At 72.8% G+C, this 4,243-nt stretch carries 4 protein-coding genes; 3 read left to right on the top strand and 1 reads right to left on the bottom strand.

The features are described 5' to 3' along the window. The first annotated feature begins 170 nt into the window (after positions 1-170). Both ACFV6D_RS23265 and ACFV6D_RS23260 read left to right on the top strand, forming a co-directional pair. Entirely contained in the window at positions 171-404 is a 234-nt protein-coding gene (locus ACFV6D_RS23265) for a hypothetical protein (RefSeq protein WP_063348809.1), read from the top strand. Positions 405-566: 162 nt separating this feature from the next. Continuing rightward, positions 567-1,112: a methylated-DNA--[protein]-cysteine S-methyltransferase gene (locus ACFV6D_RS23260; RefSeq protein ID WP_380560999.1), complete on the top strand. Its 546-nt coding sequence runs from the start codon at positions 567-569 to the stop codon at positions 1,110-1,112. 98 nt (positions 1,113-1,210) lie between these two features. On the opposite strand, the gene ACFV6D_RS23255 is transcribed toward ACFV6D_RS23260, so the two are convergent. After that, on the bottom strand, positions 1,211-2,290 hold the full coding sequence (locus tag ACFV6D_RS23255) for an ATP-grasp domain-containing protein (protein ID WP_380495314.1): 1,080 nt from the start codon (positions 2,288-2,290) through the stop codon (positions 1,211-1,213). Between the two features lie 378 nt (positions 2,291-2,668). Between ACFV6D_RS23255 and ACFV6D_RS23250 the strand changes: the two genes are divergently transcribed. Continuing rightward, entirely contained in the window at positions 2,669-4,090 is a 1,422-nt protein-coding gene (locus ACFV6D_RS23250; RefSeq protein ID WP_063348812.1) for a family 2B encapsulin nanocompartment shell protein, read from the top strand. Positions 4,091-4,243: the final 153 nt, after the last annotated feature.

The raw sequence follows: 4,243 nt of genomic DNA, 5'->3' as shown, positions 1-4,243 counted from the left end.
TAATCTTGGCGTGGGCCGCGTCTGTCACCTTGGTTTATAGTCGCGCGCACGGCGGGCGCCCCGGGCGGCCGCACTGCCCCGGCCGCCCCCCCCCCCCCGCCGGGGGGGGGCGCCGCGGCCGGACCGGTCGTACCGTGGAGGGAGCGGGGGTGGACGGAGGAGGTTTGACCATGCCCGGTTCGCTCACCATCAGCCACCACGAGTCCGCGGCCACCCTGGACCGCACGGACGCCGAGCGGCTCGCCACCGTACTGGCGGAGCTGGCGTACCTGCTGGAGATCCCGGGGCCGAACCGGATCAACGACGCGCAGCTCACCCTGCTGTGCGAGGGCCGGGCGCCGGACCGCGCCGAGCTGTCGCACTGGTCCCGGGCGCTCGCGGCCGAGCTGAAGGGGCGGCGCTGACGGCCCCGCTGCCCGCCGCAGCCGACGGCCCCGGTGCCCGCCGACGCCGCAGGCGCGCCGCCCCGCCCGCCGTACGATGGCGTGCGGGGCGGGCGGAGGTCGTGCGCCCCGCGGGCGCCGGAGTGGCCGGCGGCCGGTCCGGCGGAGGGTGGGGGCCCGAGCGTGCCGCAGTCCTGGTCGATGTCCTGGCTGGCCGTGGAGACGCCGCTGCCCAGCGGCCCGATGCACATCGCCGTGACGCCGCTGGGCGTGGCGGCGGCCGGGTACGGCGGGCGGGACGGCGAACTGCCGCCGTGCACCGACGCGTCGAAGACCGCCGCCGTCCGGGACCGGATCGGCGCCTATCTGGCGGGCCGCAGCCGTGAGTTGGGCCTGCCGATCGACTGGAGCCTGAGCTCCGGTCCGCACCGCACCGTGCTGCGCACGCTCTGGCAGGAGGTGCCGTACGGCCGGACCATCACCTACGGCGAACTGGCGGCCCTCAGCGGGGTGTTCGAGGACGTGGCCGAGCCCGGCCTGGCGGCGCGGACGGTCGGCCAGATGATGGCCGCCAATCCCGTCGCCCTGCTGGTGCCCTGCCACCGGGTGGTGGCGGCGGACGGGATCGGCGGCTTCGGCGGCGGCCGGGTGGGGATCGACGTGAAGCGCTGGCTGCTCACCCTGGAGGGCGTGCTGGAGCCGACGCTCGACTGGAACGGCCCGCTGTAGCAGCGGGGTTGCCGTCGGCGCGGCCGCACCGAGCCCCGCAAGAGCCACGTGTGAGCCTCGCACGAGCCCCGCACGAGCCGCCCGCCGTCGCGTCCGGGCTACCGCTGCCGGACGAGGGAGACGGGGGCCGGCGCCCGGCGCGGCCGCACCGGCTGGATGCCGGAGACCAGCGTGTACTCGACGCCGTGGACGTCCGGATCCACCCCGGTGGGTTCCGGCCGTTCGCCGAGCGCCAGCCGGACGGCGTCCCAGGGCAGGTTGAGGCCGCACAGCCGCAGCTGGTGGAGCCCGGCGGCGGGCCGGGTGTTGACGTCGATCACCACCGGTCGCCCGGCCAGTTCGCGGAACTGGATGTTGGACAGGTACGCCATCCGGCTCGCCCCGACCAGGCGCCGGACCGGCTCCAGGTACCGCGGGTCGGCGGTGAAGCCACGGCGGCGGCCCTCCTTGGTGCGGCCGACCACGGTGAGCGGGTGGCCGGCCCGGTCGGCGAGGCAGTCCACCGAGACCTCCGGCCCGTCCAGGTAGGGCATCACCAGCAGGTCGACGGGCTCGTCCCCCTCGTCCCCCGCGCCCGGTCCGGCGGACAGGGCGGCGGCCACCTGCTCGACCTGGACCCGGTGGTCCCAGCCGTGAAGCCGCCGTGGCCCGTACGGCTCCCGGGTGAGCACCCGGAAGCCCGTGCCGCCCGCGCCGGTGGTGGGTTTGAGGCAGGCGGTGTGCCCGGCGGCCTCGATCCGGCCGACGGCGTCGAGCAGTTCGTCGGCGGTGCGCACCCGCCACCAGGGCGGGGTGGGCAGTCCGGCGGCGGCGATCGCCCGGTAGCCGTCGGCCTTGCTGGTGTAGGTGGCGATGGCGGTGGCCGGCGGGCAGAGCAGGGTGGTGCCGATCGCCTCGAACTCCGGCCGGGCGAGGGCGATGGCGAGCTGGTGCAGCTGCGGGAGGAAGACGGTTATGGAGTGCCGGGCGCAGTAGTCGAGCGCGTAGCCGACGTAGGCGTCGGCGGGCAGGTCGGCGGGTTCCAGGGTGCCGTGGTCGGCGGCGGCGAGCACCGGGGAGTCGGGGTCGGCGTGGGTCGCGTGGACCGCCACCGGGCGAGGGGCGGTGCGGAGTTGTTCGATGAAGAAGACGTTCTCGGCGTAGGTGCGGTTGAGCCAGACACGGACGGGGGCTGTCAAGACTGCCTCCCAGGGCATGGGGTGACGAAGGGTCAGGGCTCGTGGTCGGCCGTGCTCGTCAACTGGCCTGGTGGCCCTGTGAGGTGGCACCTTAGCGGCCGGCTCCCCGGCCCCGGGCGGGAGGGGTGCCGGGCGTGCGGGTGTCAAGGGGTGGCGACGGAGGGGGTGCCGATGGGGGAAGATGGGAGGCGGTATTCCCGATAAGTTCGAATAATCAATCGAACAGATATCGATCGGGTGATCCAGTCGTACTATTTGTTCGGTTATCCCGAACCACTCGAATGAGTGATTGCGGGATGCACCCGAATGGGCCCACCATGAAGCTGCAACATGAATGTGCAAGGCGACACTTCATCGGGCATGCGAAGGGCTCCCCTTATGTCGACCGAAACCAATGCCGGTGTTCCCGCGCCCAGCGCGCAACCGGAGATCCGGCAGCAGCAGAGTCTGAGCACGGCGGGTGCGCGGAACCTCGCCACGACCACCAAGTCCGCGCCGCAGATGCAGGGCATCAGCCCGCGCTGGCTGCTCAAGACGCTGCCCTGGGTGCAGGTGTCCGGCGGTACCTACCGGGTCAACCGCCGCCTGCGCCACTCGGTCGGCCGCGGTCGGGTGAGCTTCGTCAAGACCGGCTCCGAGGTGCGGATCGTCCCGCCGACGCTGGCCGAGGTGCCGGTGCTGCACGGCTTCCAGGACGAGGCCGTCCTGACGGAGCTGGCCGGGCGCTTCGTGCAGCGGGAGTTCGCCGCCGGCGACGTACTGGTCTCCGCCGGCGCGGCGATCAACGAGGTTTTCCTCATCGCGCACGGCAAGCTCGAACGGCTCGGCACCGGCAAGTACGGCGAGGAGACGGTGGTCGGCACCCTCGCCGACGGCGACCACCTCGGCGACGAGGCCCTCCAGCAGGAGGAGGGCACCTGGCCGTACACCGTCCGGGCCGCCACCTCCGGCACCGTGATGGCGCTCTCCTGGCCCGCCTTCCAGGAGCTCCACGACCGCTCCGAGGCCCTGCAGCTGCAGGTCATCGAGTACCTGAACGGCTTCCAGCAGGCGCAGAACAAGCACGGCGAGGCCGCGATCGACCTCTCCGCCGGGCACCGGGGCGAGTACGAGCTGCCCGGCGCCTTCGTGGACTACGAGCTCAAGCCCCGCGAGTACGAGCTGAGCGTCGCGCAGACCATCCTCAAGGTGCACTCCCGCGTCGCCGACCTCTACAACCAGCCGATGAACCAGACCGAGCACCAGCTCCGGCTGACCATCGAGGCGCTGCGCGAGCGCCAGGAGCACGAGCTCGTCAACAACCCCGAGTTCGGCCTGCTGGAGAACGCCGCGTACGACCAGCGGATCCAGACCCACTCCGGCCCGCCCACCCCCGACGACATGGACGAGCTGCTCAGCCGCCGCCGCGGCACCAAGATGTTCCTCGCCCACCCCAAGGCCATCGCCGCCTTCGGCCGCGAGTGCAACAAGCGCGGCCTCGTCCCCGGCACGGTCGAGGTCGAGGGCAAGCACGTCACGGCCTGGCGCGGGGTGCCGGTCTTCCCGTGCAACAAGATCCCGGTCATCGGCGGGCACACCAGCTCGATCATGGCGCTGCGCGTCGGCGAGGACAACCAGGGCGTCGTCGGCCTGCACCAGACCGGAATTCCGGACGAGTACCAGCCGAGCCTTTCGGTGCGGTTCATGGGAATCGACGACAAGGCCGTCATTTCCTACCTGGTCAGCGCCTATTACTCCGCCGCGATTCTGGTCCCGGACGCGGTCGGCGTCCTGGAGAACGTGGACGTCGCGCAGCGCTAGGGCGTGTCAGACACGCCCTAGGCCCTGGCTCAACCATTCCCGGCCGGGCGCGCGATATCCGGGCCCGCGCCCAGGCCCGGGCGCCGACCGACCGGATCCGGGGGGTTATCCACGAGGCGCGGCGCGCGCGCCCCGCCCCCCCCCGCGGGGGCG

The organism is Kitasatospora sp. NPDC059812 (assembly GCF_042732075.1).
GTDB lineage: Bacteria > Actinomycetota > Actinomycetes > Streptomycetales > Streptomycetaceae > Kitasatospora.
The sequence above is the reverse complement of the archived record's forward strand: the minus strand, read 5'-3'. Positions and strand labels throughout refer to the sequence as shown.

Excerpts from the sequence above, each read along its gene's own strand:
- ACFV6D_RS23265 (WP_063348809.1), top strand. The coding sequence starts at position 171 with ATGCCCGGTTCGCTCACCATCAGCCACCACGAGTCCGCGGCCACCCTG.
- ACFV6D_RS23250 (WP_063348812.1), top strand. The coding sequence starts at position 2,669 with ATGTCGACCGAAACCAATGCCGGTGTTCCCGCGCCCAGCGCGCAACCG.